This window comes from Teredinibacter franksiae (assembly GCF_014218805.1).
Taxonomy (GTDB): domain Bacteria; phylum Pseudomonadota; class Gammaproteobacteria; order Pseudomonadales; family Cellvibrionaceae; genus Teredinibacter; species Teredinibacter franksiae.
On the sequence record NZ_JACJUV010000001.1, the window covers coordinates 1,306,917 to 1,330,550 of the forward strand.

At 47.9% G+C, this 23,634-nt stretch carries 19 protein-coding genes; 9 read left to right on the forward strand and 10 right to left on the reverse strand.

The annotated features are described in order from the left end of the window. The first annotated feature begins 8 nt into the window (after window positions 1–8). From pgi to H5336_RS05275, 5 genes are all read left to right on the forward strand, one after another. Entirely contained in the window at window positions 9–1,652 is a 1,644-nt protein-coding gene (pgi, locus tag H5336_RS05255; RefSeq protein WP_185232084.1) for a glucose-6-phosphate isomerase, read from the forward strand. A 197-nt stretch (window positions 1,653–1,849) separates the two neighbouring features. Further along, window positions 1,850–2,128: a BufA1 family periplasmic bufferin-type metallophore gene (locus H5336_RS05260; RefSeq protein WP_185232086.1), complete on the forward strand. Its 279-nt coding sequence runs from the start codon at window positions 1,850–1,852 to the stop codon at window positions 2,126–2,128. A 49-nt stretch (window positions 2,129–2,177) separates the two neighbouring features. Next, window positions 2,178–3,017: an MNIO family bufferin maturase gene (gene bufB / locus H5336_RS05265; RefSeq protein ID WP_185232088.1), complete on the forward strand. Its 840-nt coding sequence runs from the start codon at window positions 2,178–2,180 to the stop codon at window positions 3,015–3,017. After that, window positions 3,014–3,799, forward strand: a complete 786-nt coding sequence (locus H5336_RS05270; RefSeq protein WP_185232090.1) for an HvfC/BufC N-terminal domain-containing protein — start codon at window positions 3,014–3,016, stop codon at window positions 3,797–3,799. Before bufB ends, H5336_RS05270 begins: the two co-directional genes overlap by 4 nt. Then, a complete protein-coding gene (locus H5336_RS05275) occupies window positions 3,796–4,263 on the forward strand; it encodes a DoxX family protein (RefSeq protein ID WP_185232092.1) in 468 nt (155 codons plus the stop codon). Before H5336_RS05270 ends, H5336_RS05275 begins: the two co-directional genes overlap by 4 nt. 116 nt (window positions 4,264–4,379) lie before the next feature. Here the strand turns inward: H5336_RS05275 and H5336_RS05280 are convergent, their stop codons facing one another. Next, entirely contained in the window at window positions 4,380–5,741 is a 1,362-nt protein-coding gene (locus tag H5336_RS05280) for a phosphohexomutase domain-containing protein (protein WP_185232094.1), read from the reverse strand. Window positions 5,742–5,758: 17 nt separating this feature from the next. Further along, window positions 5,759–6,583 carry a UTP--glucose-1-phosphate uridylyltransferase GalU gene (gene galU / locus H5336_RS05285; protein WP_185232096.1) on the reverse strand — a complete coding sequence of 275 codons (825 nt, stop codon included), beginning with the start codon at window positions 6,581–6,583 and terminating at the stop codon, window positions 5,759–5,761. A gap of 271 nt (window positions 6,584–6,854) precedes the next feature. Between galU and fabA the strand changes: the two genes are divergently transcribed. Then, entirely contained in the window at window positions 6,855–7,379 is a 525-nt protein-coding gene (fabA, locus tag H5336_RS05290) for a 3-hydroxyacyl-[acyl-carrier-protein] dehydratase FabA (RefSeq protein WP_185235645.1), read from the forward strand. A 77-nt stretch (window positions 7,380–7,456) separates the two neighbouring features. Beyond that, complete coding sequence (gene fabB / locus H5336_RS05295) at window positions 7,457–8,671, forward strand: beta-ketoacyl-ACP synthase I (protein ID WP_185235646.1); 1,215 nt, start codon at window positions 7,457–7,459, stop codon at window positions 8,669–8,671. Between the two features lie 90 nt (window positions 8,672–8,761). Here fabB and H5336_RS05300 read toward each other — a convergent pair whose 3' ends face one another. The 3 genes from H5336_RS05300 to H5336_RS05310 form a co-directional block, all read right to left on the reverse strand. Next, window positions 8,762–9,649, reverse strand: coding sequence for a sugar nucleotide-binding protein (locus H5336_RS05300; protein WP_185232098.1), 888 nt, complete (start codon window positions 9,647–9,649; stop codon window positions 8,762–8,764). Window positions 9,650–9,697: 48 nt separating this feature from the next. Next, the gene (gene ssb, locus H5336_RS05305) at window positions 9,698–10,279 is read right to left on the reverse strand and encodes a single-stranded DNA-binding protein (RefSeq protein ID WP_185232100.1); all 582 of its coding nucleotides are present in this window, start codon (window positions 10,277–10,279) and stop codon (window positions 9,698–9,700) included. Between the two features lie 61 nt (window positions 10,280–10,340). Continuing rightward, window positions 10,341–11,699: an MFS transporter gene (locus tag H5336_RS05310; protein ID WP_185232102.1), complete on the reverse strand. Its 1,359-nt coding sequence runs from the start codon at window positions 11,697–11,699 to the stop codon at window positions 10,341–10,343. Between the two features lie 375 nt (window positions 11,700–12,074). Between H5336_RS05310 and H5336_RS05315 the strand changes: the two genes are divergently transcribed. Next, window positions 12,075–12,737: a LuxR C-terminal-related transcriptional regulator gene (locus H5336_RS05315; RefSeq protein WP_185232104.1), complete on the forward strand. Its 663-nt coding sequence runs from the start codon at window positions 12,075–12,077 to the stop codon at window positions 12,735–12,737. A 68-nt stretch (window positions 12,738–12,805) separates the two neighbouring features. Here the strand turns inward: H5336_RS05315 and H5336_RS05320 are convergent, their stop codons facing one another. After that, window positions 12,806–12,961 carry a hypothetical protein gene (locus H5336_RS05320; protein WP_185232106.1) on the reverse strand — a complete coding sequence of 52 codons (156 nt, stop codon included), beginning with the start codon at window positions 12,959–12,961 and terminating at the stop codon, window positions 12,806–12,808. A gap of 196 nt (window positions 12,962–13,157) precedes the next feature. On the opposite strand from H5336_RS05320, the gene uvrA reads away from it, so the two are divergent. Continuing rightward, window positions 13,158–15,989: an excinuclease ABC subunit UvrA gene (gene uvrA, locus H5336_RS05325; protein WP_185232108.1), complete on the forward strand. Its 2,832-nt coding sequence runs from the start codon at window positions 13,158–13,160 to the stop codon at window positions 15,987–15,989. An 8-nt stretch (window positions 15,990–15,997) separates the two neighbouring features. Here the strand turns inward: uvrA and H5336_RS05330 are convergent, their stop codons facing one another. The 4 genes from H5336_RS05330 to glgX all read right to left on the reverse strand — a co-directional run bounded on the left by H5336_RS05330 (window position 15,998) and on the right by glgX (window position 23,604). After that, window positions 15,998–17,554 carry a glycogen synthase gene (locus H5336_RS05330; RefSeq protein WP_246439036.1) on the reverse strand — a complete coding sequence of 519 codons (1,557 nt, stop codon included), beginning with the start codon at window positions 17,552–17,554 and terminating at the stop codon, window positions 15,998–16,000. Between the two features lie 11 nt (window positions 17,555–17,565). Further along, entirely contained in the window at window positions 17,566–18,834 is a 1,269-nt protein-coding gene (glgC, locus tag H5336_RS05335; RefSeq protein ID WP_185232110.1) for a glucose-1-phosphate adenylyltransferase, read from the reverse strand. A gap of 88 nt (window positions 18,835–18,922) precedes the next feature. Further along, a complete protein-coding gene (locus tag H5336_RS05340) occupies window positions 18,923–21,370 on the reverse strand; it encodes a glycogen/starch/alpha-glucan phosphorylase (RefSeq protein WP_185232112.1) in 2,448 nt (815 codons plus the stop codon). Window positions 21,371–21,402: 32 nt separating this feature from the next. Then, complete coding sequence (glgX, locus tag H5336_RS05345; RefSeq protein WP_185232114.1) at window positions 21,403–23,604, reverse strand: glycogen debranching protein GlgX; 2,202 nt, start codon at window positions 23,602–23,604, stop codon at window positions 21,403–21,405. Window positions 23,605–23,634 lie beyond the last annotated feature (30 nt).

Sequence of the window (23,634 nt, forward strand, 5' to 3'; positions counted from 1 at the left end):
GCCCATCAATGCAAAAGAAAACACTTGCCGACCTTTACACCAACTGGAACGACCTAGTTGCCACCGCCAGCTCTTGGGAAGGGCGCACGCTGAAACAATTATTTTCAGAGGATAGTAATCGCGCCGCCCGTTATACCGTAGCCGCCACCGGCCTGCAGTTCGATTTCTCTAAAAACCATATCGATGAAAAAACCCTCGCGCAGCTAATTGACGCGGCCAACCAGGCAGACTTGCAGGGCGCCATTAAAAAATTAATGCGTGGCGATCATGTTAATAACACCGAAAACCGCCCCGCCCTACACACCTCTCTGCGCTTTATCGGCGCCGCCAAAACTGACGAGCAAAAATGTGTTGCCGAAACACTAAAAAAAATGGCGAAGTTAATAGATTCGGTACATAGCGGTGACTGGAAAGGCCACAAAGGCGACAAGATCACCGATGTTGTCAATATTGGTATCGGTGGCTCAGACCTCGGCCCGAGGATGGTCACCAAAGCACTCACCCCCTTCCACACCGGTCACGTTAATGTACATTTTGTGGCCAATGTTGACGGTGCCGAAATTTATGACCTCACGCAAAAACTAGACCCAGCAAGCACCCTGTTTTTAATTGCCTCAAAATCATTTTCCACCCTGGAAACTCTCGAAAACTCCTTAAGTGCACGCAAGTGGATGCTGGATAGCGGCTGCGCTCAAGATCAGCTTTGCCATCACTTCGTTGCCATTTCTTCCAAAGTTGATAAGGCTGTGGAGTTCGGTATTGACGCAGAAAACGTATACCCACTCTGGGATTGGGTAGGCGGACGCTACTCTCTATGGTCCGCCATTGGTATGCCCATCGCCTTCGCCGTAGGCATGGACAACTTCAACAAACTTCGCCATGGCGCCGCCGCAATGGACAACCATTTCGCCGAAGCACCGCTCGAGAAAAATATCCCCGTGCTGATGGGCTTACTGATGTTCTGGTACAGCAACTTCCTCGGCACAGACACCCAGGCCATTCTGCCCTACGCCTACCACCTGCAACTACTGCCAGCCTATTTGCAGCAGCTTGAAATGGAAAGCAACGGCAAAAGCGTAACGAAAGACGGTGTTCGAGTAGACTACAAAACAGGCTCCATTGTATGGGGAACCGAAGGCACTAACGGTCAGCACTCATTTCACCAGCTACTGCATCAGGGAACCACTATGGTTCCCATCGACTTTATTGCCACACTGACAGCTCACCACCCCATCGATCACCAGCACAAGTACCTTTTTGCCAACTGCGTAGCCCAAAGTCAGGCTCTTATGTCTGGCCGCAACCTGGAAACCACCGAAGCAGAACTACGTGCTTCAGGTGTAAGTGAAGATGACATCCGTAAACTAGCAGAACACAAAGTACACCCGGGCAACCGCCCCAGCAGCACTATGCTAATGGAGAAGCTGACACCGGAAACACTAGGCGCGTTGATAGCCGCTTACGAGCACAAGGTGTATACCCTTGGTACACTCTGGGCAATCAACTCCTACGATCAATGGGGTGTAGAATTGGGCAAATTACTGGGCACTCACATTGCGACGGCCATCGATACTACCGATATTCCCGGAGACTGGGATTCATCAACCCAAACCCTAGTGAGAAAGTTCAACGAGCGTAATAAAAGCTTATAAGCCTCTACACATCTGCGGCTATACTAAACAACGCGGTTAAGGCCGCGTTTTTTATGCTGACTAAATCACCCGCAAATTTACTAACTATTTTTCTCTTTAGCTGAACTTTTGCTAAACCCTCAAGTCAGATCAGTTACAGTTAACCACTGAAAACAATACTTAAAGATCCAAAATCCCACTCGAAACAGGAGTTTCCAATGAAGAAAATGTCTAAAGCTGTTGCTCTCTCCAGCGCTATTGCCACCGGTGTTCTGATGGCCGCAGCCGGCGATGCTATGGCAGGCGATAAAGCGAAAATGGAAAAATGCTACGGCATTGTTAAAGCAGGCAAAAATGACTGCGCCATTAAAAGTCAGGGCACGAGCTGTATGGGCCAAGCGAAAAAAGACGCCATTTCCGACGCATGGGTTTACCTGCCAAAAGGAAAATGTGACGCAATTGTAGGCGGTAGCCTCACCCCAAAAACAGACAAATAGTAACAACCCAATGGCCTGCTAAGCGGGCCATATAACAGCCTCGTGATTCATGCTGAACTCCCTTCCCCCCCACAGCGGCATTAGCTTAAAACCGCAACATTACACTGATATTATTAAGACCCAACCCGATATTGGCTGGGTCGAAATTCATCCTGAAAATTATTTTTGTGCGGGTGGACCACCTCATCGATATCTGGAAAAAATATGTGAGTACTACCCATTATCGATGCATGGCGTAGGCCTGTCTCTGGGCAGCACAAACGGTGTTACTGAATCACACTTAAACGCCCTTCAAAAACTTGTCCAGCGCTATCAACCCGCACAGGTTTCCGAGCACATTGCCTGGAGCCACTGGAACCAGCAATACAGCAACGATTTATTGCCCTTGCCCTACACCAAAGAAAGCCTCGAAATACTGTGTGACAATATAGAAAAGGTACAAACTCAGCTGGGGCGACGAATCCTTATCGAAAACCCGTCCACCTACATTAGCTTTCCTGAAAACGAATTCCTCGAAGAAGACTTTATAAATCTAGTATGTAAACGAAGTGGTGCAGGCTTATTACTAGACATAAATAATGTATTTGTTTCAGCCTGGAACAACGATTTCAATCCAAGCCATTACATAGACACCATAAACAAAAATTGTATTGGCGAAATACACCTAGCCGGTCATTCAATCACACCGCTAAATAATGGAAAAACTCTGCGTATCGACGACCATAGCTCCGAAGTAAAAACCGAAGTATGGCAGCTCTTTGAATACTTCCTCAGCATCACCCAAGTTCCTGCGCCTGTACTGATAGAATGGGATGGCGATATCCCACCGTTAATCAATCTCGTTGGCGAGGCGGAAAAAGCGGAAAAAAAGCAGGCTAAATACCGATGAAACTGGATGCGTTTCAGCAAGCATTTGCGCATAGCGTTATGGCTAAGAAAAGCCCTCATGCACTCGTTCAACATTTCAAGCAGTACAGTAATGCCGAGTTTAAGGAGCGAATCAGTATTTACCGCAATAATTTTTTTGCTTCCACTAGCGACGTACTCAAAGAAACATTCAGTACCATTGAAAAACTGGTAGGCGAGGATTTTTTTCGGGCTCTGGCTAGCGCCTACATTCAGCAACACCCCCCAAAGCAACCAGCGATGATTTTTCTGGGGCATGATTTCCCGCAATTTATTCGCCGCTTTGAGCACACACAAAGCCTTCCGTACCTCGCCGACATCGCGCGATTCGACTGGGCCCAGCACACGGCCTACTTTGCCAAGGACGCAACGCCACTCACGCCAAATTATTTTGCCACGCAAGATAACGCCCACCTTGCAGAATCACGTTTTATTTTGCACCCAAGCGTCCGTTTAATTTCCTCTGACTTTGCGATTTTTAGCATTTGGCAAACCGCGTTAGATAACCAGCAGGGGGAAACCGTTAATTACTCAGAACCGCAGAGCGTTCTAATTGTCAGACCTGATGTAGAAGTTAAAACATATCAATTGAGCCTGCCCATGCGGACATTAATGCAAGCGTTAATGTCTGGCAAACCATTACTTGGAGCACTGGAGACTGCCACAAGTCAGGCCGATACAAACCAAGTTGAATTTGACCCCGGTGAAGCCGTCAATTTTATAATCACCAGCGGCCTGATCATAAACCTAGAGAAAACGACATGAAGCCCCTAAAGTCCCTCGATAAATTAGCGAAATCCCTTGGCGACCTGGTACCCGAATTTTTCGTCAATCTCGCTGCACGTATTTCTATATTTATGATTTTCTGGACGTCAGTGCAGCTAAAACTGGAAGGTGATAGCCTATTCGGACAAAAATGGGCCTTCTGGGAATTGAGCCCGAGCACTTTCATGCTATTTGAACACGAGTACGCGCTACCGCTGCTACCGGTCGAATTTGCAGCCTACCTGGCAACCCTCGCAGAATTTTTTGTTTCGATACTCCTATTGATTGGGATGCTTACACGCTTTAGCGCACTTGCGTTGATACTTATGACACTGGTCATTCAAATTTTTGTCTATCCAGATTTATGGGCCACTCACCTGTTATGGCTGGCACCACTGCTTTACCTGCTGAAGAAAGGCGGAGGTGAAGTGTCTATTGATCGCCTACTATTGAATCGCTCCTAACTCAACTCTAAAAAATCGGCGCCCAAAAATCTATTTGGCCGCAATAATCTTCATCCAAAAAAAACCGGCTTGCGCCGGTTTTTTAATTATTGTTAGTCGTATTGCAGCTTAAAGCCTTAGGCGTCAAACTCTTTCACCAACCGCAAAAGCTCTTCCGTTTTTGCTTCCATAAGCGACTGATCGCCACGACTCTCAATATTCAAACGCAATACCGGCTCGGTGCTGGAAGAACGAATATTGAAACGCCATTGATCAAACTCCATCGATAAACCATCGACCTTTTTCAGTACTTTAACTGTGGGTTTGTAGTGTTCCTCAATAGACGCAATAATTTTTGCTGCATCATTTACGGTATTATTGCGCTCACCACTGCAGGGGAATTTGGCGATGCGGTCATTGACCAGCTCCGACAATTTCATACCTGTTCGGGACATAAGTTCGGTTACCAATAACCAAGGAATGTTGCCGTTATCACAGTAGGCAAAGTCACGAAAATAGTGATGCGCGCTCATTTCACCACCGTATACAGCATCCTCTTCGCGCATTTTTTCTTTGATAAAGGCATGACCCGTTTTACTTTCAATGGCTTTACCACCGCCAGCTTCAGCCAAATCTATGGTATTCCAGGTTAAGCGCGGATCGTGAACAACCTTGGCTCCCGGATTTTTCTTGAGATACGCATCCGCTAGCAAGCCAACGACATAGTAGCCCTCGATGAAGGTGCCATCTTCATCGAAGAAGAAGCATCGATCAAAATCTCCATCCCAGGCAAACCCAAGATTCGCGCCACTTTCTTTCACCGCATCAATCGTCGCCCCACGCTTCTCTGGAAGAATGGGGTTGGGAATACCATTAGGGAAAGAACCGTCAGGGTTGTGATGTACTTTAATAAATTCGAACGGCAGGTGCGGTTCCAAACCATCTAAAACGGCACCTGCACCGCCATTACCGGCATTACACACTATTTTCAACGGTTTCAGTTGAGTGGTATCGACATAGCCAAGCAGGTGCTCAATATAGTCTGCGCGAATATCACGCTTTTCTACGCTGCCCACTTTGGCTGACGCTTTGAAATCGCCTTTCTCTGCCATTGCTCGAATATCGACAAGGCCGGTATCGCCGGAAATAGGCCTAGAACCATTGCGGACCAGCTTCATACCGTTGTAGTCCATAGGGTTGTGGCTAGCCGTCACGCAAATACCGCCGTCTACGCCCAGGTGGAAAGTGCCAAAATACACCTCCTCCGTACCCACTTGCCCAATATGAATGACATCCGCACCGGCTTCGGTAATGCCTTTAACCAAGGCGTCGGTCAGCTCGGCGCTGGTGAGACGAATATCGTGACCAACCACGACGCTCTTAGCATCTAAAAACTCTACGAATGCCCGCCCTACGCGGTAGGCCACATCATTATTCAACTCTTCCGGGACACGGCCACGAATGTCGTAGGCTTTAAAACACGTAATATCAATTTTCATTTAGCTACTACCCGCCCTTATATTTCAGAATAAATATTTTGATACACAAAGTTCGTCGCATCGACAAACCCTGAAACAGAACCGCAGTCAAATCGCTGCCCCTTAAACTTATATGCAAGCACACAACCGTTTTTGGCCTGCGTCATTAATGCATCGGTAAGCTGAACTTCATTATTTTTCCCCGGCGGCGTATTTTTGATAATTTCAAAAATATCTGGCGTTAAAATATAGCGGCCAATTATCGCAAGATTACTCGGTGCATCTTCCGGCGCGGGCTTTTCCACCATTTCATTAACCTGATAGATACCGTCTTTTATTTGTTCGCCCGCGATCACACCAAATTTGCTGATATCAGCTTCCGGCACTTCCTGCACCGCAACGATACTGCAACGAAATTGGTTGTAGAGTTTCACCATTTGAGAGAGTACACCCTCGTCGGCAACGCAAAGATCGTCTGACAGCACAACACCAAAGGGCTCATCGCCAATCAGCCGGCGACCATTCAAAATGGCATCTCCCAGGCCACGCATTTCGCTTTGACGGGTAAACGAGAAAGATCCATGAGCCATTACATCGCGAATCGACGACAAATACTGCTCCTTGGAGGAACCTGCGATCTGATGTTCCAGTTCGTAGCTAACATCGAAGTGATCGGCAATGGCGCGCTTACCACGGCCAGTAACAAACCCAATTTCAGTCAACCCTGCTTCCAGCGCTTCCTCTACGCCATACTGCACCAATGGCTTATTAACCACGGGCAACATTTCTTTTGGCATGGATTTAGTTGCGGGCAGGAATCGCGTGCCATAGCCTGCGACAGGGAATAAACATTTGCGGATCATAGTAAACTCTACCTTGTGTAACTTATGAACATCGTGTGAAATATTGGGCCACCCTTTGTAAGCGCCCTCAAAAATAGCAGCACGAAATATACCACACTCCCTGTGACTTTCATGTTCCAAACGCTGCCAGGATAGGCTTCTGGCACAAGGAATCGACAATCTGCTCGCTAGGTTACTGGACATGCACTATACAGAGGGTAGAATGGCGCCTTTTTCGGGAAGCGGAGAATCCCGCTTATTCACCTCAACAGCCTATGGAAACTGCATTGCCATGAACTCTTTTGAACCAAAATCGTCCTACTCTCTGGAAGAATTGCTTGATTGCGGGCACGGCCGGATGTTCGGGCCGGGCAACGCACAATTACCCGTTCCCAATATGCTGATGCTTGATCGCATTAAACTGATCAGCCAAACAGGCGGTGAATACGGCAAAGGCGAAATAATTGCCGAACTGGATATTAAGGAAGACCTGTGGTTCTTCGACTGCCACTTCCCCGGAGACCCGGTAATGCCAGGCTGCTTAGGCTTGGATGCTATGTGGCAGCTAGTCGGCTTCTTTTTGGCATGGAAAGGCAACCCTGGAAGAGGCCGCGCGCTTGGTGCTGGCGAAGTAAAGTTTACTGGGCAAATTTTACCCACTGCGAGCAAGGTTACCTACCATATTCACCTTAAACGCGTTATCGAGCGTAAACTGATTATGGGCATCGCCGATGGACGCGTTGCTGTCGACGGCAAAGAAATTTACTTCGCAAAAGATCTACGCGTTGGCCTATTCAGTAATACCGACACTTTTTAACGGGCGCTAAAACAGAGCCCTGCTACGCCGCAGCTTGACATAGAACAGCGGCTTCCAAACAGAATACGAGGATGAATATGAAACGCGTGGTTATTACCGGCATGGGCATTGCGTCATGCATAGGTACCGATATCAAAACCGTACTGGCTTCACTGAAAGCAGGCAAGTCAGGTATTCGTTTTAATGAAAGCTATCAGGAGCATGGCTTTCGCAGCCTAGTCAGTGGTAGCGTCGATATTAACCTCAGCGACTATATCGACCGGAAAGTACTGCGCTTTATGGGCGACGCCGCTGGCTTCGCCTACCTGTCCATGGAGCAGGCAATTGCCGATTCGGGCCTTGAGGCCAATCAGGTCTCTAACGAGCGCACCGGCCTTGTTGTTGGCTCCGGTGGCGCAACAACCTCTAGCGTGGTGGATGCAGCTGATACCATTCGCAGCCGCGGCGTAAAACGCGCAGGCCCTTATCGCGTAACCCAAACGATGGGCAGTACCACCTCCGCATGCCTGGCAACACCCTTCAAAATCAAAGGCGTTAACTACTCCATTTCGTCTGCGTGCGCCACCAGCGCCCACTGTATAGGTCATGCGATGGAGCTGATCCAACTGGGGAAACAGGATATCGTTTTCGCCGGTGGCGGCGAAGAAGAGCACTGGACACTTACCGGCCTGTTCGACGCTATGGGAGCCCTTTCGACCAAGTACAACGACACACCAGAAACGGCCTCTCGCCCTTACGACGCCAGTCGTGATGGCTTTGTTATTGGCGGCGGTGGCGGCTGTCTGGTTGTTGAATCACTAGAGCACGCGCAGGCTCGCGGAGCAAAAATTTACGCCGAACTCATTGGCTATGGCGCAACGTCAGACGGCTATGACATGGTCGCCCCTTCCGGCGAAGGTGCTGTACGCTGTATGAAGCAAGCCCTCGCCACCGTCGACGGCTCAATCGACTACATTAACTCACACGGCACCAGTACTCCTGTGGGTGACCTAGCGGAACTACGTGCAGTTAGAGAGACTTTTGGCGACAACACACCACACATCAGCTCAACCAAGTCACTTACTGGCCACTCCCTAGGCGCCACAGGTGTTCAAGAGGCGATATACACACTGCTGATGATGCAACACAGCTTCGTCTCCGGTTCTGCCAATATTGAGCAACTTGATGCGGATGCAGAAGGGCTAAATATCGCTCAGGAAATGAAAGAAGCCAATATTGACATCGCAATGTCCAACAGCTTCGGTTTCGGCGGCACCAACGCCACACTAATATTTAAGAAGTTCGAAGGCTAAAAGCCATAGAAGGCAAAAAAGCGCCCTTGCGGCGCTTTTTTTATGTCTACTGCTTATTCAAATATTTTTAACTATGGCGCTAAACCCTATTCAACGCGCGACTTGACGTAAATCCGGTACTAGCTTGTGATCGTGCAGCCAGCGGCGTACATGGGACTTGAATCCGTGTCGCCAGGAAGGAAACTGAACACCGAAATCGTCGGTACAGCGACAACCGTTAAGGTTGCCACTACCCACCAATAAACGCCCCTCCTCCTTGCCTGAAATCACTTGCGGCATATCCAGCTTCAAACCAGCCTCCGAGTGCAATATTCGTATTGTGGCATCGACAAACTCAGCCTCTGAGCTCATATCCGAACTGCGAAGGTGGAAAACCCCCCAGTTCTCTGCACCACAGAAAACCTGGTGAATAAGCGCAATAAGCGTTCTCACAACAAAGCCTGCAGACACAAGGTTAAAACGATGATGATCTGAAACAGGCGGCAGACTATTTTCCAGTAGTTGTGGCATTAGTCGGTCAAATAGACAGCCTTTGACGAGGTCCGTAACCCAAGGCAGGCGCAACACGATTGCAACGGGGCATAGCAACGCCGCGCGCTCCATACGTAACAGCCGCAAGCCGACCCCGTCTTCAGGCGCAGGCTCTGCCGTTTCTCCGACTCCGGCTGAGCTATAGGCCTCACCAAAAACGCAGAACGAAGAGAGCTGAATAAAGGGTACAGATTTAGAAGCGCAAGCCTCTGCAAGTGCTTCCGCTGCTGCAATGTCGTCCTCACTGGCCGTATTACACTTGAACGGAAATTGGATAACTAAACTAGGGGATTTCTCGTTAAAGTAACCCAGCACAGCGGTATTGTCAGACCAATCCAAACTCTCGGCCGAAGGCGTAAGCAGCACGAAAGGGTAATCTTCCATTACCCCCAAAAACATATTGGCGAAATCAAACTCCGCCCCTTTAACGAGAATACGGTAACTCAATGACGCCCCTTATTATTCCAATGGACCAAAACTAGCCCTAGGTGACCTCTAGAACGGGATGTCATCATCGAAACTATCCATGGCGGGCGGTGGCGCCGCATGTGAAGCCGTAGAAGGCTGCGGGGCTGCGGCGGGAGGTTGATGCCCTTGTTGTTGAGCAGCTTGTTGCGTAGGCTGGTGAGCCGGCTGCTGCATCGGTTGTTGCGCAGCCGCCTGGGGAGGAGCCGATGGTGCTTGCCCTGGAGCAGCCTGCTGGTAGCCGCCACCGTATGCTTGGCTATCGCCTGAAGCACGGGTATCGAGCATTTGCATCTCGCTGGCGACTATTTCAGTTGTGTAGCGGTCCTGCCCATCTTGGCCCTGCCACTTACGTGTACGCAGCGCACCTTCTACATACACTTTACTGCCCTTACGCAAGTATTCACCGGCTATTTCTGCAAGACGATTGAAAAATACAACACGATGCCACTCTGTACGCTCTTGCGGCTGGCCTGTTTGCTTGTCTTTCCAAGCTTCCGATGTTGCAACACTGATATTAGTGACCGCGCCACCAGAAGGCATATATTTTGTTTCTGGATCCTGACCACAATTGCCCACTATTATTACTTTATTCACGCCTCTGCTGGCCACGATATTTCTCCTGTATTTTTAATCTCAAATCTGGTCGTCGATTCTAACGGATTGGCTCACGCTATTCATCCGGCGATTGACCATGCGCCTGCAGAACCTGCTTTAATTCTGCCTCATTGAACACACGCTTATCCACTTTAAGGTAAAGCAGCTCGTCCTCTTGCACAAGCAAGGCTTCTTCCACGCCAGCAACAGCCAGAATATCCGCCGTGGCATTGAATTCACCAACCACACCAACACTTAAACTACTGAGGTATTTGGGCGGTTTCATCGACACAGCAAATAACAGCCAAACCCCAACCACAGCCGCTGCCAGCATATACACCTGCGCCGCACCATAACTTTGCAACATCCAACCACTGCTAGCCGCACCGGCAAAGGCACCAAGGAATTGGCAAGTGGAATATACCCCCATCGCCGTGCCCTTCCCCCCGGCCGGGGCAAGCTTGCTTACCAGCGACGGCAGGCTTGCCTCCAATAGATTGAACGCCGTAAAAAACAACAGCAACGTGAGGAACCAAGTAACCATACCCAGCTCAGTTCCCCCAAGCATTAGCAAGCTCAGCACGAGTGCCGCAACCGCACCAATAAACACGGGTTTAATTTTTCGCCGCTTCTCAGAAAAAATAACAATTGGCAACATCACTATAAAAGCGATACCCAAAAGCAACAGATACACCAGCCAGTGATGACCTCGCGCCACGCCATACGTCTGCTCAAGCAGTCGGGGAACCACAACGAAAGCTGCCATTAGCACAAAGTGCAAAGCAAATATCCCCAAGTTCAATCGCAAAAGCTCGCCATTACGCAGGCAATTGGATATTAACGCCGGCACTGCGCCGCTATCTCTATGGGACGCAGGAGCCTTGGGAGGCCTGGGAACGAGGAATAACAATATAAGCATACCGGCCAGAGCTAGCACAGACGACAGAGAGAAGACTCCCGACAGCCCCCACAGCGAAGCAATACCGGGCCCTATAATCATGGCAACAGAAAAAGACAGGCCAATAGACGCGCCGATGGCCGCCATAGCTTTGGTGCGATTTTCTTCAGAAGTAAGGTCGGCGACCATCGCCATTACTGCACTTGCTATCGCACCACTCCCCTGCAGGGCTCGACCAACAATCAACCCTTCAATCGAACTGGCCGTTGCCGCCACCAAACTGCCCAAGGCAAACACCGCGAGCCCAATAAAGATTACGGGCTTACGACCCCAAATATCAGACAATAAACCAAGGGGAATTTGCAAAATAGCCTGCGTTAACCCGTATATGCCCAACGCCATGCCCAGAAGGAACGGCGAAGAACCACCATAGCCCGTGCCGTAGAGCATGAGCACCGGCAGAACCATAAACAGGCCCAACATTCGGAACGCATACAACAATGCCAGCGACACCACGGTTCTAACTTGCGAATGCAATGTAGATTTTCCTCTGGTTTGAAAAAAGAGGGCGATTCTAGCAGCCAATGTCGAGCGATACACATTCTCATGTACGCAAATAAACACTCCCGGCCAGCACAGATCGTTTTATGTACAAGTAAGTATGAATTTAAAAACGATGTATTTACCGCTTTTAGAGCAAAAAACCCCTCGAGCAATCGCATTTCCCGCACTAAAGGTTGGGTTTACACGGGTGCTGGCACCTATTTAATAAGTCTTTTTGGTACTGCATCTATCGGTTTTGAGTTACAATGATCGATGAATCTCCGAGACAGGGGATGATAACAACAATAAGTCAGCGCTTCCGAGCAGTGCTTGAACGGAAGTCCAGTTAACAAAAAATCAGGTAATGATGTGTCTATATTAGAGTCAGACACCGCGGAACAAGGTCAACATATCGTTCTCTTTTCAGCCAACAGCAGCTTGCAAACCGGCCTGCTGGCCAAATTAATTGGCGAAGAACTGAAATTGGAATGCAGTGTTCATCGAGAAATAGATTCAGTTCCCAGCAATATCGATATCCTTCTGATCGATTGCAACGGCCAGGACCTCGAAGCCCTAAGCGATTCCGTTCGCAAAACCCAGAATTCCTTTGACAATGTAACAGCCGCCCTACTCAACGCCGAGTACGAGAGCGAACAGGAAACACTCCTAGACTGGCCCTGCGTCTCCGGTTTGTTCTATGTTGATTCCGAGCAGGAACAGCTCATCCGCGGACTAAAATGCCTTCTTGAGGGTGATTTCTGGGTGCCTCGCCGTTTGCTCCATACTTTCTTGGACAAAAACCGCAAAGCCCCCAGCAATATTAAACGTCCAAATGTCAAACTGACCAAGCGAGAGAAACAAATCTTAAAATTGATTAAAGACGGCGCTACCAACGCCGACATCTCTGAAGCGCTATCAGTAAGTGAACATACGGTTAAAAGCCATCTTTATAATGTTTACAAAAAAATTGGTGTTCGAAACCGTCTTGAAGCGAGCAATTGGGTTCGTGATATGGACGATCTCGAGGACTAAGTAAATCACAATAAAAAATCAAACCCGGCTCGCATCGCGACCCGGGTTTTTTTATGTACATGGATGTACTAATGGCGTGAAGGCCATGGATGGCCGAGAACGGCGATGTACACAAATGCACCAATGCCGCAAAGGCCGAGAACGGCGATGTACACAAATGCACCAATGCCGCAAAGGCCACGAATGCCCGAAAACGGCGATGTACACAGATGTACTAATGCCATGAAGGCCACCAATGCCCGAAAACGGCGATGTAAACAGATGCACTAATACCAAAAACGCCAGTACATATGCTCTATGCCGTGAAAAACCGGCACGTCCAACACTGACACAACTCGCCGTCCAACACCGCTAAGCTTTCTTCACCCGTTACGCGTATAATTTCCGGCTCGCTGGCCAACCAATTCGGATTATATAAACGTGGATACCATCGTTGTACGTGGTGCGCGCACCCACAACCTCAAAAATGTCGATATCGATTTACCCCGAGACAAGCTGATCGTGATAACCGGCCTTTCCGGCTCGGGTAAATCCTCGCTCGCCTTCGACACGCTTTACGCTGAAGGCCAACGCCGCTACGTTGAGTCTCTTTCGACTTATGCCCGCCAATTTTTATCGATGATGGAAAAGCCTGATGTTGACCATATCGAAGGGCTTAGCCCGGCAATTTCAATAGAACAGAAATCCACCTCGCACAACCCTAGGTCCACCGTTGGTACCATTACCGAAATATACGACTATCTGCGCTTGCTGTTCGCCCGTGTAGGCGAGCCCCGCTGCCCAGAACACGCAGAGCCTCTAGCAGCACAAACGGTTTCTGAAATGGTCGATCAGGTAATGGCCTTTCCCGAGGGCAGTAAAACTATGCTTCTTGCACCCATCATTCGTGAGCGCAAGGGAGAGCATCTTCACGTTTTCGATGGTTTGAGGCGAGACGGGTTCATTCGCGCAAGAATCGATGGCATCGTTGTCGACTTGGACGATTTACCCGACCTCGATAAACGTAAAAAGCACACAATTGAAGTAGTTGTAGATCGCTTTAAAATTCGCGATGACATACAAACACGATTAGCTGAGTCGTTCGAAACTGCCATTGCCCTAGCCGATGGCATTGCCATTATTGCCGACATGGAAGGCGACAAAAACGACCAGGTATTTTCGGCCAAGCACTCCTGCCCCATATGTGATTACTCCCTCGCAGAGCTGGAACCTCGCCTGTTTTCGTTTAACAGCCCCGCCGGGGCCTGTACCGGCTGTGACGGTTTAGGTGTAAAACAGTTTTTTGCCGAAACAAAGCTTGTTCAGTTTTCAGAATCTTCACTCTCTGAAGGGGCCATTAGGGGCTGGGACAAACGTAACCTTTATTATTTTCACATGCTCACCTCGCTCGCAGAACACTATGGATTTGATATCGATAAGCCCTGGGGCAAACTAGCAAAAAAACATCGAGAAGTTATCTTGCATGGTTCCAACGGTGAAAGTATTGATTTTAGTTATGCCAATGATCGCGGTGACACTTACCACCGTAACCATACTTTTGAAGGCGTAATCCCCAACCTCGAGCGCCGTTACCGTGAAACTGAATCCAGCTCGGTACGCGACGAACTTTCTAAATATCTTTGTACCATGAAATGCCCCGACTGCGACGGGGCCCGACTAAAAAAAGACGCTCGCCATGTGTTTGTGGACAATAAAACGCTACCAGAAATTACCGAATTCCCCGTTGGAGATGCACACGAGTACTTTTTAAATCTGCAATTTACCGGCGCCCGCCAAGAAATTGCAGAAAAAATCCTAAAAGAACTCCGCGACCGCTTCCGTTTTTTAGTTGATGTGGGGCTAAATTACCTTTCGTTAAATCGCAGCGCTGAAACACTCTCCGGCGGTGAAGCACAGCGTATTCGACTGGCCAGTCAAATTGGCGCGGGCCTTGTAGGTGTTATGTATATTCTCGATGAACCTTCCATTGGCCTACACCAGCGAGATAATGATCGCCTGCTGCACACCCTCACCCATCTTCGAGACCTAGGCAATACCGTTATTGTGGTAGAGCACGACGAAGAAGCTATTCGCGCCGCAGACTATATTGTCGATATCGGCCCAGGAGCCGGAGTACACGGCGGAGAAGTTATTGCAGCGGGAACCTATAAACAGATTATCAAAGCAAAAAACTCCATTACCGCCGACTACCTTTCCGGTAGGAAAAAAATCGAAGTGCCCAAAATTCGTCATAAACCGAATACCGAAAAATCTTTGGTGCTTTCAGGAGCAACGGGTAACAACTTACAAAATGTAACATTGCAGATTCCCATAGGCCTAATGACCTGCATTACCGGTGTCTCTGGTTCCGGAAAGTCCACCCTAATCAATAGAACCCTTTACCCGCTGGCGGCAACGGCCCTAAACGGCGCGACCACGCTTACACCGGCTGCCCATGAAGCCGTAGAAGGCCTCGATCAACTCGATAAATGTGTCGATATAGACCAGAGCCCCATTGGCCGCACCCCACGTTCCAATCCCGCTACCTACACTGGTATTTTCACGCCCATGCGCGAACTATTCGCTGGCACGCAAGAAGCACGCTCACGCGGCTATAAGCCAGGTCGTTTCAGTTTCAACGTAAAAGGTGGTCGCTGCGAAGCCTGTCAGGGCGATGGTTTAGTAAAAGTAGAAATGCACTTTTTACCGGACGTTTACGTTCCCTGCGACGTATGCAAAAGTAAACGCTATAATCGAGAAACACTGGAGATAAAATACAAAGGCAAAAATATTCACCAGTGCTTGGACATGACAGTAGAAGATGCGCGAGAATTTTTCGATGCAATACCGTCAATTGCAAAAAAGCTGCAAACACTCATGGATGTGGGCCTGTCTTACATTCGACTAGGGCAAGCAGCCACCACACTATCCGGTGGTGAAGCACAGCGGGTAAAGCTCAGTCGAGAATTATCCAAACGAGATACTGGAAAAACACTCTACATTCTCGATGAGCCTACAACCGGTTTACACTTTCACGACATTCAACAGTTACTCAACGTACTGCATCGCCTGCGCGATCACGGCAATACGATTATTGTAATCGAACACAATTTGGATGTAATTAAAACAGCCGATTGGATTGTTGACCTAGGGCCCGAAGGCGGCAGCGGCGGCGGACAAATTATTGCTGAAGGAACACCAGAAAAAGTTGCCCGCAGTAAAAAATCGCATACGGGCACCTTTTTGAAACCGATGCTTGAAAAGGGTCATTAAACCTCTGATTAAGCGTAGAGTTGCTCCACATATTGACGGGCGCTTTGCTCCCAGGTAAAGCGTACATCTGCAGCAGCAGTGGCTATTTTTTTCCACTGTTCAGGTTTGGTTTCATATAAAGTCTTCGCTTGATTAAACGCTTCTACCAGTGCCTTGGCTTGAGCTACGGCATTTTCTCCAGCAAAACAAAAGCCTGTTACATTCGACTTAATAGTATCTTTTAAACCTCCAACCTGATTTGCCAGGCAAGGCTGCCCCGCGCGCATCGATAGCATTTGGCTAATGCCGCAAGGTTCAAAGGAGCTGGGCATAACAAACAGATCCCCGTAGCGATACAGATTTAATGACAGCTCGTGAGAGTAACCATTAAGAAATATAAGATTTTCATGGCGACCACTCACCCCGAGTAAAAATTCTTCGTAGTGCTGCTCTCCACTGCCAAGTAAAATAAATTGCCCTTTATCGCCAAGGCTATCCAGCATTGCCTCCAACGCTGTTTTACCCGGCGCAACAAAAGTAGCCAACAGCCTTACTTTTTGGTCCGTTACTCTCCCCACCGAGGTAAGTGTAAACCCCCGTGTTTTTTTCAAAGCCCAATGCTGAAGGCGTTTTTCGGCTACAAAATGCGCACTCGACATGTGCGACTGCTTACTCGCCCATAGCACCAACGCATTCTGAGCCAAACTCAAAACTTTCTTTTTTGCCGGGGCAGCATAACGAGCACCTTTGGGGTATTCGCTACCATTTATAATGCCTAGTAAATCGCCCTGCTGCGCTCGTACACACAGGTCGCTTTCCAAACCTTCGCCGCCAAATATTCCGTTTGCGTGATCCGACGTTTGCAATATTTCATCGGCATATGTCGCCGACACAGTATGAATCTTATCGGCTAATAGAATGGCCGCTCGCATCGGGTTTACACAGTGCGGATTATGAAGGTCGCAGATTAGCTGGCCGTTATAATGAAGGCTGGGATACCAGCTCTCAAAGGAAGAATCGTCATCTCGAAACGGACGAACCCCTTGCATAGCCAAATTATGGATGGTGTATACACTGCGAATATTGCCGAAGGCTTCCAGCTCGGGTAAAAACCGAAGTAGTATTAATAAAAAAGCACTGTGCCAATCATGACAGTGAATCACATCTGGGCGCGGAAAAATTCCCTCACTCAAGGCTTTAGCAATACAAGCACAGAAGAAAGCAAACTTAGTTGCATCCGTCGCAAAAGGCCCGTAACTATCGTTGCAATATACCGTTTCACCTTTAGGTGCAAGCGCCGGACTATGCATTATATAGTTAACCGCCCCACCGTTACTCTGCTCAGTTTTAAGTAGCATTACCCGCTGACCAAAGCCCGCAAAATGGACGTCGAACTCAGCCACTGTGCGCAAACCCGGTAAGCGTGCTAGAAATCCATAAGAAGGAACAACAACGTCCACGCTCTGCCCTTGCTTAACCAGAGCGGGAGGTAGATCGCGCAACACGTCCGCCACCCCCCCTACTTTGGCACCGGGAAGAAAGTCATTCTCCGCAGCAACCATCAAAATGTGTTTCTTATCTGTCATATAGTCTAAATTTATCGAACGGCTAGTTTTTGGCTCAGCATTTCACGCGTCACCAATACAACACCTTTTTTAGTAACCCGGAAGCCGCGCGCAGCATCATGCTCATGATCATGCCCAATAACCATTCCCTCAGGAATGACACAGCCAGTATCAATAATTGCACGCCTTATTTTTGCGTGACGATGAACTTCCACCTCAGGTAACAATACCGACTCTTCGATACTTGTAAAAGAGTGGACATGCACATCAGAAAACAACAACGACTTTTGAACCCGCCCACCGGAGATCACGCAACCACCAGAAACCATAGAATCAACGGCATAGCCACGACGATCATCGTCATCGAAGACAAATTTCGCAGGGGGTAAGTGTGTTTGGTAGGTCCATATTGGCCAATCATGGTTGTACAAATTCAGCTGTGGCGATGGAGAAACCAACTCCATATTGGCCTCCCAGAAAGAATCTAATGTACCTACATCTCGCCAGTAAGACGCTTCATCGGTATCGTGGTCACGGAATCGGTACGCACGCACATTACAGCTATCTATAATAGACGGAATAATATTCTTGCCAAAGTCATGCTCAGAGTCTGGGTCTTCCGCGTCTTTTCTTAGCTGTTCACACAAAAACTCAGTATTAAAAATGTAGTTACCCATAGATGCCAAAGTCATACCGGGTAAATCTTCAAGCTCGGTGGGATTATTCGGCTTTTCATCAAACTGGACAATTCGGTTGTCATTATTGACAGTCATAACACCAAAGGCACCCGCAGCCTCATCCAGGGGCACTTCGATGCAAGATACGGTGAGGTCCGCTCCTTTATCGACGTGATACGCCAGCATTGAACCGTAATCCATTTGATATACATGGTCGCCAGAAAGTACGATAACGTACTTCGGTGCTTCCTCTATAATAATATCTAAATTTTGGTAAATTGCGTCTGCAGTACCCTGGTACCAGTTAGGTGAATAGCGCTGAGATGCTGGCAAAATTTCAACATATTCACCCAGTTCTTTTTTAAAGTGGCTCCACCCACGCACCAAATGTCGAATAAGTGAATGCGCCTTGTACTGTGTAAGCACACCAATTTTTCGGATACCCGAATTTACGCAATTCGACAGGGGAAAGTCGATAATACGAAACTTTCCGCCAAAGTGCAGCGCTGGTTTAGCCCGCCAGTCCGTTAATTCATGTAATCGACTACCACGACCACCAGCCAATATTAAAGCCATGGTGTCTCTAGTCAAACGGCTCACATAACGAGAGTTCGGATCTAACATCAGTTTCCTCCATTGTCCGAAAAGATAAGTGTACTGTTTTTGCACCGTACACTTTTTAAATCAGGCTCACGACCGGCAGCCAATTAAATTAAAGCTTCCAAATTTCTCGAGCGTAATCCGCTATTGTTCTGTCACTGGAAAAATAGCCACTGGCGGCCGTATTCAATATACTTGAACGGAACCAGCTGTCTTCATCGCTGTATGCTTGCGCGGCACGTTCCTGTGCATCGATATAACTACGAAAATCCGCAGCAACCATCCACGGGTCATGGGGATTTCGAATCGTCTGTAAGATAGGTTCAAAAATGCCCGGTTCAAATAAACTAAAATGACCACATTCAATCAATCGCAATACACGCTTTAAATCTTCATCTTGTTCAATAATCATGTTGGGCTGATTATGCAGACCATACTCTGCAATATCTTCCACTCGCAAGCCGAAAAGAAAAAAGTGGTCATCGCCCACAGCATCCAAAATTTCTATATTGGCGCCGTCGTAGGTACCAATAGTCAAAGCACCATTCATCATGAACTTCATATTTCCGGTGCCCGATGCTTCCTTACCTGCCGTTGAAATTTGCTCTGACAAATCTGTACCAGGGCAAATTATTTCCATCGACTTAACACGATAGTTCGGTAGAAATGCCAGCTTCAGCCAAGGATTTACAGTTTTGTCCGAATTTATGACCGTTGAAACATTGTTCGCAAATTTAATAAGTAATTTAGCAATGGTATAACCCGGCGCAGCCTTTCCTCCCAACAAAACACTTCTAGGAACGATACCCTCTGTATCACCGCGGGTAATGCGGTCGTACAAATGTATAACATGTAGGATATTCAGCAGCTGTCGTTTGTACTCGTGAATACGCTTAACCTGAACATCAAAAATGCTATCCAGCTCAAATTTCACATTACACTTCTGTATAACTCGCTCACGCAATCGCTCTTTATTCATGCGCTTAACGTCGGCCCATCTCTGCCGGAAGGTCGAATCTTCAGCCAATGGCCGAAGCTTCTCAAGCTCTTGTAAGTTTGTTTTCCATCCAGGGCCAATAGCTTCGGTAACCAAATCACCCAGACCACGATTACAATGGGCCAGCCAGCGCCTAGGCGTCACGCCGTTAGTTTTATTATTAAACTTTTCTGGCCACAGCTCGTAAAAATCTCGAAACAAACCCGTAGTAAGCAACTTGGAATGTAATTCTGCTACACCATTAACTGAGTAGCTTCCCACAATGGCAAGATACGCCATACGCACCTGAGGGTCGGTACCTTCTTCAATTATTGACATACGCTGTTGACGCGATACATCTCCGGGCCAACGATGGGCCACTACCGCGAGAAAGCGTGCATTAATCTCGTAAATAATATCCAAAAGGCGAGGCAACAACTCTTTTAGTAAACGTACCGACCACCTTTCCAGTGCTTCAGGTAACAGTGTGTGGTTGGTATACGCCATGGTTTTGGTTGTGATAGACCAGGCCTCATCCCAACCCAAGCCTCTTTCATCCATTAGCAGGCGCATAAGCTCGGCAACAGCCAATGTGGGGTGAGTATCATTCAATTGAAAGCAGTTGTACTCGGCAAACTGGGAAAAGCCATCCCCTTGTTCCAATACCCAATCGTCTAAGACATCCTGAAGGCTAGCGGACGCCAAAAAATACTGCTGCCGCAGCCGTAATTCCTTTCCGTTTTCGCTAGCATCATTAGGATAAAGCACCATGGTGATTTGCTCAGCCAGATTTTTTTGGGCCACAGCATCGGCATAATCACCTTCGTTGAATTCCTGCAAATTGAATTCTTCAGTCGCAGCCGCTTTCCACAATCGAAGCGTATTGACCTTGTCGTTTTTGTATCCAGGAATGGGCATATCGTAGGGCACAGCCAACACATCTTGGGTATTGGTCCAGCGAGCACAAAGTTTTCCAGCGTCATTAGTATAGTATTCTGAATAACCGTAAAACTTTACACGCCGCGTATGCCTATTTCGCTCAATTTCCCATGGGTTACCCGCAATTAGCCAGTGATCGGGCTGCTCAATTTGCTTTCCTTCCAGAAATTTTTGCTGAAACATGCCATATTCATAGCGAATACCATAGCCAATTACCGGTAAACCCAGCGTTGCACAGCTATCCATAAAGCAGGCGGCTAACCGCCCCAAACCGCCATTCCCTAATCCGGCATCTTTTTCTTCCATCTCAATATCTTCTAAGTTTGCACTGAATTCAGACAGAGCCTGACGAACAGAGTCTTGCATATTGAGATTTAAAATTGCATTTCCAAGGCTTCGACCTAATAAATACTCCAAAGAAAGGTAATAGACTTTTCGGATTTTCGCACCATCTTCGTGTGCTTTGGTTACGCGCCAGCGTTCCATCAACCGGTCACGAACGGTAAGTGCGAGCGCGGTCATCATGTAGCCACTGAGGTCGTCTGTATTAAACCGACCAAGGGTAAAATTAAAATGGCGATGTAAGTCTTCTGCTACCTGGCTGTGATCATTGCTGAGCACAAACTCTGACAATTTTTTATCCATAACGACGTTCCTCACTACTTCATGAGCTTCAGCTAATTATCAAATTTTGCTACGAGCACTTGCATAGACTGTGCGCGCAAATGCACCGTAGCACCTTTCGCCTGACGATTAATTTTTGGGATACCGTCAGGCTCAAAGGTGTCGAGTTCTTCGTGCCAATAAAGGGCTTCAACACCGTCGAGATCGGGCGTACCAACCGGCAAGCAAAACTCCACGTCGGTTTTCCCTGCATTAAATAATAAAAGTATGCGCGACTTTAATCCTGTCAATCTTTTCACCGACTGCCCTTCCTCTGGGATGGGACAAATGACGGGGTACTGCTCAAGCACCCAGCCTAAGGTATGGACATTCTGCTCGGTCCAATGTGTTTCTCGCATATCTTCACCGGCCGCACTAACCCACCGTACAACACTTTTAATCTCGCTCTCAGGTTCGTCCGGCCGATGAATATAATGGGTAGAAGTAAGCAGGGGCAACCGCTTCCTCAACGCCAAAACATTTCGAACAAAGGAATGCAGATCCCCATTTTTTTCCTTGTCGCGCCATTCAAGCCAATTAATTTCATTATCCTGGCAATAAGCGTTATTGTTGCCACCCTGTGTTCGGCTTAGTTCATCACCCGCCAATAGCATGGGCGTTCCCTGTGAAAAAATCAGGGTAGCGAATATATTTCTTTGCTGCCGCTGGCGTGTCGCATTTACATTTATATCGTCTGTCTCACCTTCTACGCCGTAATTTGCACTAAAGTTCGCATGATGTCCGTCGCGATTGTGCTCCTTATTTGCTTCGTTGTGTTTATCGTTGTAAGTAACTAGATCGTGCAACGTAAACCCATCGTGGCTGGTCATAAAATTAATACTAGAGGATGGTGCGCGCCCCGAATGCTCAAACAAATCGCTTGAACCATGGATGCGTCGAGCAAACTCTGGTAGCACCCCTGGGTCACCTTTCCAAAAGCGTCGGCAGGTGTCGCGATAACGATCGTTCCACTCACTCCAACCGCTAGGGTAATTACCTAACTGATAACCCCCCGGACCTATATCCCAAGGCTCTGCAATAAGTTTTACTTTTGCCAACACAGGATCTTGCCGTACCGCATCGAAAAACCCACCCCCTGGGTCAAAGCCATATGACTCTCGACCAAGAACTGTGGCGAGGTCAAACCTGAAACCATCTACTCCCATGTTATCGGCCCAATAACGTAAACTATCCATCACCATTTGCAATACCCGAGGATGGCGAACATTCAGCGTATTACCACAACCGGTATCGTTTACATAAAGGCGTTGATCTTGGTTTTGCAGGCAATAATAGGACACATTGTCGATACCCCGAAAACTGAGTGTTGGCCCTAAGTGATTACCTTCTGCCGTATGGTTATAGACCACATCAAGTACAACCTCTAGGCCGGCTTCATGAATGGCGCTGACCATGCGCTTAAATTCTCTAGGATGACCGCTCACCGTATACCCGGTATGAGGGGAAAAAAAATGGAGCGTGTTGTAACCCCAGTAATTCGATAAGCCATGATTCTGTATAAATGACTCATCGATAAAACCATGTATAGGTAACAATTCGATTGTTGTCACCCCTAAGTCACGAATGTATTTCAGTACATCAGGGTGACAGAAACCAGCAAAACTACCGCGATCCCCCGCAGGAACATCCAAATTTAATTGTGTAAAGCCTTTTACATGGGTTTCATAAATAACGGTTTTATTCGGCGGAATTTCAGGCCTATTGGTGTTCGGCTCGGGTAAATCGTCTAAGGTCATGTCTGCATCGGAAACAACAACACACTTTGGAACCTCTGCGACGTTATCTCGAGTGTCGATTTCCAAATCCTGCGCGGGGCTTTCGGTATCATACCCATATACACCCGATGACCAGCGAAATTCACCATCTATATATCGAGCATACGGATCGAGTAATAATTTTGCGGGGTTAAATCGATGACCTCGATTTGGATCATACGCACCATACACACGATATCCGTACAGGGTGCCCGAACCAACACCTTCAACAAAAACATGCCAAACTTGATCTGTACAAACAGGCATTTCGATTCGTGCCACTTCTACACGACCAATCTCATCAAACAAGCAGAGCTCTACGCGGGTAGCATGAGCAGAGAATAGAGCAAAATTCACGCCGCTGGCTTCACAGGTAGCGCCCATAGTGTGGGCGTATCCATCTCTTGTCTCAAAGTTTTTGCTAGCAGTAAAGTTATTCATTACAACTGATTTTCTCGAAGGCCTATGTTC